4 protein-coding genes and 1 pseudogene are annotated in these 4091 nt (G+C 74.8%); 4 read left to right on the top strand and 1 reads right to left on the bottom strand.

Annotated elements, in window-relative coordinates; genetic code table 11:
* From ABD317_RS34210 to ABD317_RS34200, 3 genes are all read left to right on the top strand, one after another.
* Positions 1 to 393, top strand: a 393-nt coding sequence (locus tag ABD317_RS34210; RefSeq protein ID WP_344295291.1) for a glycerophosphodiester phosphodiesterase family protein, incomplete at its 5' end; no start/stop codon positions are given.
* A 134-nt stretch (positions 394 to 527) separates the two neighbouring features.
* Complete coding sequence (locus ABD317_RS34205) at positions 528 to 1118, top strand: ATP-binding protein (protein ID WP_425582514.1); 591 nt, start codon at positions 528 to 530, stop codon at positions 1116 to 1118.
* Positions 1119 to 1226: 108 nt separating this feature from the next.
* Positions 1227 to 2222, top strand: a complete 996-nt coding sequence (locus ABD317_RS34200; protein WP_344295289.1) for a DUF5926 family protein — start codon at positions 1227 to 1229, stop codon at positions 2220 to 2222.
* Between the two features lie 228 nt (positions 2223 to 2450).
* Here the strand turns inward: ABD317_RS34200 and ABD317_RS34195 are convergent, their stop codons facing one another.
* A complete protein-coding gene (locus ABD317_RS34195; protein WP_344295287.1) occupies positions 2451 to 3209 on the bottom strand; it encodes a bifunctional DNA primase/polymerase in 759 nt (252 codons plus the stop codon).
* A 521-nt stretch (positions 3210 to 3730) separates the two neighbouring features.
* Between ABD317_RS34195 and ABD317_RS34190 the strand changes: the two are divergent.
* A pseudogene (locus ABD317_RS34190) lies at positions 3731 to 4091 on the top strand (PP2C family protein-serine/threonine phosphatase); the annotation flags it as partial.

The following is a 4091-nucleotide window of genomic DNA, read 5'->3' as shown; positions in this document are numbered from 1 at the left end:
GCCCCTGCCCGCGCCCCCGTCGGCGACGAGCCCCCCCTCGTGCGGGTGATGAGCTTCTCCGCCCGCTCGCTGCACCGCGTCCACGCCGCCGCGCCCGCCGTCCCGACCGTCTTCCTCATGCAGTTCCTCCTCCCCCGCTTCCGCGACGGCCGCCTCCCGCGCGGCGTCGGCATCGCCGGCCCGAGCCTGCGCATCGTCCGCAGCAACCCCGACTACGTCGCCCGGCTCCACCGCGCCGGGCACCGCGTCCACGTCTGGACGGTCAACGAGCCCGAGGACGTCGCCATGTGCGCCCGCCTCGGCGTCGAGGCCGTCATCACCAACCGCCCCCGCCAGGTCCGCGACCAGCTGGACCGCATCGGCTACGACACTCCGCCGACCGCCGATGCATGACTACGCGTAGTACACCGGCGCACGCACTGCGTACGGTTACGTAACGAGTGCACCAACGGTCGCCGGTTGGCCGGTTTCCGATCCACCCGGCGGGGGCATTGACTCCCTGTTGCGGGGCGAGGAGATCGTTGGGGGTGGTGATGTTCGTGGTGGCACAGCAGGCGCCGGCTTCGTCCATCGCCGTTCCCCACGGCCCGGACGGGGTGGGGCTGGCGCGGCGCCGCCTCCGCGCCGATCTGCGCGCCCGGGGGATGGCGGAGACGACGGTGGACGACGCGGTCCTCGTCCTGTCCGAGCTGCTCAGCAACGCCTGCAGACACGCCAGACCGCTGGCCACGGCCGCGGCAACCGCGGACGCGGAGGTGCTCGAACGGGCCTGCGCGGACGCCTCCCCGACGCCCGCCCCGGGCTGCGTGCCGGCGCCCGCCGCCGCCGTCCCGGCACCCGCCGCCACGGTTCCCGCCGAGCCGCCCGCCGTCCCGTCCCCCGGTACCGGGGACACCCGCGTGCGGGCCGACTGGCACGTCGACCCGGACGGCCGCGTCACCGTCGCCGTCACGGACGGTGGCGGACCCACCCGACCACTTCCCGCCACACCCTCGGTCACCGCCAAGGGCGGCCGAGGTCTGGCCATCATCTCCTCCCTCGCCTGCGACTGGGGCGTGCGCTACGACCCCGGCCCTCTCGGCGAGGTCACGGTCTGGGCGTCCCTGCCCGGCGCCTGACCCGCCCGGCCCGGCCGCCGAACCGGCCGCCGCGCCCGCACACCGCACGCTGGGACTAGGCTCCGGCGGTACGTGACACGTCCGCGCCCCGAACGGAGCAATCCAGCCATGGCGAAGAAGCGCCGCCCCCGTACGCAGGCCGCCCAGCCCGCCGCCGTGCCCGCCGGCGAGATCCCCGTCGTCGGCGCCCGCGAGCCCTGCCCGTGCGGCTCCGGCCGGCGGTACAAGGCGTGCCACGGCCGTGCCGCCGCGCAGGCCGTCACCGAGCTGGTCCGCCGGCCCTTCGAGGGGCTGGCCGGCGAGTGCGACTGGGTGGCGCTGCGCGAGCTGGTGCCCGCGGGCACCGCCGGGCTGACGCTCACCGCCGGCCTTCCCGACGACGTGCCGTCGCTCACCCTCGCCACCGTGCTGCCCATGGCCTGGCCGGCGCTGCGCCGCGACGACGGCGCGGTGCTCCTCGGGCTGCAGAACGACACCGCCTCCGGCGACATCAGCCGCGACCTGGCCGACGTGCTCCAGCGCGCGCTGACCACCGCCCCCGGCTCCCCGGTCGAGCCGGCCGGGCTTGCGGGCGGCGGGGCGGGCGGCGACGCGGCGGGCGGGCCGCGGCTGCAGGACCTCCTCGACACCTCGGTGCCGCTGCAGCCGGTCGTGCACGACGGGTTCGAGTTCTGGCTGGACGACGCGGAGTCGGCCACCGGCGAGGTCGCCGCCTCGCTGGAACGGGCCAACTCCGCGGCGATCCCCACCGCCCGCCTCGACGGCGTGGAGGCGGCGTACTGGTGCGCGGCGCCGGAGAAGAACCATCTGCGCTGGGTCATGCCGCACCCCGAGGAGCGGCTCCTGGACGCCCTCGCCCGGCTGCACGCGGCCGGCACCTCGGCGCTGGCGGACGAGACCCGGCTCGTCGGGTCATTCCGCGCGCACGGGCTCGTGGTGCCGGTGTGGGACCTGCCGTCGTCGATGACGGCGGCGGACTGCGAGAAGCCGGCCGCGGAGTTCGGAGAGCGGCTGGCGGCGGCGCTGGCCGTGACCGAGCCGCTCACGGGGACGGAGCGCAAGGCGCGCGGCGGGCTTGCGAACCGCCAGGTGACGCTCAGCTGATCAGCTGCATACCGGGTGGTATGACGGGGCCCATCATTTGACGGGAATTACGGTGTTCGAATTTGCGAAACGCCGAAGTGTTGTTACCGTCGCTTGTAGCCCGGTCGCTGGTGCATCCCCCGTCGCCAGCGGCCGGGCCTTTGTCTGCCCGGCCGCTGGCTGCGCGGCCGCCGGCGCCGCGGCGGAGTTCCGGCGGAAGTGCCCCGGACCCGCCGCCGTACGCGCCGGTCAGCCGGCGAGTCTGCTGCCCCCGTCGGGGGCCGCGGCCACCGCCTCCACCAGCACGTCGACGACCGACGCCACCGGCGGCAGCCACGGCGCGCCGCCGCCGTCCGGCCGCGGCGCCCGCTCCCAGCGGACCCGGCCGGCGCCCGTCTGCGACGGCGGCAGCGCCAGGTAGCCGCCGGCGCCGTGGAAGCCGAGGGAGGCCGGCACCCAGCCGTGCGCGCCGAGCAGCTCGCCGAGTTCGTCGTAGGCGTACGGGGCCACCAGCAGCGCCCAGCGCTCCGGCGTGGCCACCACCGGCCCGGTACGCACTCCGAGCCGGTCCAGCAGGGTCAGCGCCCGGGCGGCGGTCACCGCGGGCAGGCTGACGGCGCTCGGCGCCCGGCCGCCGGTGGCGAGCAGCACCGGCGCGTCCGGCCGCCGCTCCCACCACCAGCGGACCATGCGCGGGTCCGTGGTCGCGGCGAGCACGCCGGGGTCGTGGGGATGGGCTCCGGGTGCGGTGCACTCCGGATAGGGGCAGGCGCACGCGCGGTCGCGCGGCCGGTCGGCCGGGGCCGGCGCGGGCGCCGAGGTCCGGGTCGAGGTCGGATTCGGATTCGTGTTCGGGGTCTGCGTCCGGTCCCGGCGGCCGCGCCGCGGGGATTCGAGGCCCGCTCCGGGCACGACGGGCCACTGCCACTGCGAAGCGAACGTCAGCGCCGCGTCCGGCAGCGCCCGCTGCCCGTTACGCCTGCGCCGCTTTCCGGGATATTCGCGCATAAGCGCTCATCCTTCCGTGGCACCAGGGTCTGCTGGCCGATCACCTTGCGAGGGTCATGCAGTCACTGCGGTCTCGTTGCGGTGTCTCTGCTGCGTCGGTGCGCTGCTCGGTGCGTCGGGGCGTGCGATGGCACAGCACGCGATGGCGGAGCCCGGGCTCTGTTCTGTAGGACGCACTGCCGCCTGGGCGGGTTCCTGCCGTTGCCGGCTTGTGTGGGGACCTCCGTGTCGAAATCCAGTCGACCGCAATTGAACAGAGCACCCGTCGATTTTAAGCCAATCTCAACAGCCCCGCGGACACCACCATGCCCAAGCCGACAACACTGGACATCGCATCACCAGTCCGTGTAAATGTGGATCTATTGCGAGTGGTGCAGCATGAGATGGGGGTCTGCGATGCTGTTGAGCGCGATGCATATGCCGGTCAGGCCCGTACGGAGGGGCCGCCCCGTACCGCGGTCCGCGGGTGCGCGACCGCTGCGCGAAAGCCGTCGGCGTTGAGCACCCCACCGTTCCCGAATGTGGCTGGAATTGAGCTGCAACGGCTCCTCCGACCCGCTATCGCCCACCCTTCCGAGTCCTCCGCTGCCTCGTACGACCGCCTGTCCGCCTGGGCCGGCGACCTCACCGCGCTGCACGAGCTGACGGGACGCCTCGCCCGCACCACCGAGTTGACAGAAGCGCTGTACGAGATCGTGCGGGCCGGTGCGGAACTCGTCGGCGCGCGCCGGGGATTCGCCGTGCTGCAGCCCGCCGACGGCCGCGGCCCCGACGTCCGCGTGGGGTACGGCATCGGCGCCGCGGAGCTGGGCGCGATGGAGACCGTGCCACGCGCGTCCACGTCGTACGGACGCCTCCTCGACGCCACCGCCGCCGCCCGCC

The organism is Streptomyces synnematoformans (genome assembly GCF_039531005.1).
GTDB lineage: Bacteria > Actinomycetota > Actinomycetes > Streptomycetales > Streptomycetaceae > Streptomyces > Streptomyces synnematoformans.
This window is presented reverse-complemented; position numbering and strand designations above follow the sequence as displayed.

Bases quoted from the DNA above. Each gene is read 5' to 3' on its own strand.
- ABD317_RS34200 (WP_344295289.1), top strand. From the start codon at position 1,227: ATGGCGAAGAAGCGCCGCCCCCGTACGCAGGCCGCCCAGCCCGCCGCC.
- ABD317_RS34195 (WP_344295287.1), bottom strand. From the start codon at position 3,209: ATGCGCGAATATCCCGGAAAGCGGCGCAGGCGTAACGGGCAGCGGGCG.